Here is a 1,167-nt window from a genome sequence, read left to right on the forward strand (position 1 = left end):
TTTATTGCCATGCTGGGAATTGGCCTCATCATTCCGATCCTCCCCAAATTTATGGGTTCCCTGGGAGGCACTGGTGAAACGGGAGGCTACCTGGTTGCCGTATTCGGCTTGACCCAGTTTCTGTTTTCACCGTTGGCTGGTGAATGGTCCGATAAATACGGACGCAAAAAAATGATCATTATCGGTTTGGTGATCATGACGATTTCTTCAGTATTATTTGCTATAGGGCATTCGTTGACGATGCTGTATATATCCCGTTTGCTCGGAGGCGCAGGGGCTGCCTTTATGATTCCTCCGATGATGGCTTATATTGCCGACATTACGACGGTACACAACCGCGGTCGGGGAATGGGTTTGTTGGGCGCGGCCATGTCTCTCGGGTTTGTTATCGGCCCTGGCGTGGGCGGTTTGCTGGCAGATATTTCGATACGCACGCCTTTGTACGTTTCGGCGGGAGTATCGGGTGTAGCTGCCCTGATTTCGTTGGTTTTGCTGCCCGAAACCTTGTCGATGGATAAACAGTTGAAATTCCGGAATGTCAAAGTCAAGCGCGACAATGTCATTAAGCAGTTTGCACTTTCTTTTCGCAAGCCGTACTTCATGCTGTTGATTATGATTTTCACTCTAACCTTTGGGTTGACGCATTTTGAAACTATGTTTCCTTTCTTCGTGACAGGCAAGTTTCATTACAATGAGCGCGATATTGCGATCATTATTACGGTAGGGGCGCTGGTCGGAACGGTGATTCAGGCGGTTGTGATCAGTCCGTTGTTGAATCGTTTTGGCGAAAAAGGTGTCATTATCGGCTCCTTTCTGTTTTCCGCAATTTCTCTTGTGCTTATGCTGCTTTCTGGCAACTTTTATTATGTACTTGGGGTATCACTCATCTTCTTTACTGCTACGTCGCTGCTGCGACCAGCCATTAATACGGCTTTATCCAAAATGGCCGGTGATGAACAGGGAGTTGCAGCCGGGATGAACAATGCCTATATGAGTATCGGTAATATTTTGGGACCTGCGCTGGCGGGTACGTTGTTTGAGGTGCATATTAATCTGCCGTACATTTTTGGGGCGGTCATTCTCATCCTTAGTTTAGGACTGGCTGTAAAATGGAACAGCAAAGGTACGCAAACGACAGCGGTTTAATGTTTTTTCCTGTAAACATAG

1 protein-coding gene is annotated in these 1,167 nt (G+C 47.1%); it reads left to right on the forward strand.

Annotated elements, in window-relative coordinates; genetic code table 11:
• Window positions 1-1,146: MFS transporter (locus C1I60_RS08870; RefSeq protein WP_252361641.1), on the forward strand; the 1,146-nt coding region annotated here is incomplete at its 5' end.
• Window positions 1,147-1,167: the final 21 nt, after the last annotated feature.

This window comes from Paenibacillus terrae, assembly GCF_005217525.1.
GTDB lineage: Bacteria > Bacillota > Bacilli > Paenibacillales > Paenibacillaceae > Paenibacillus > Paenibacillus terrae_C.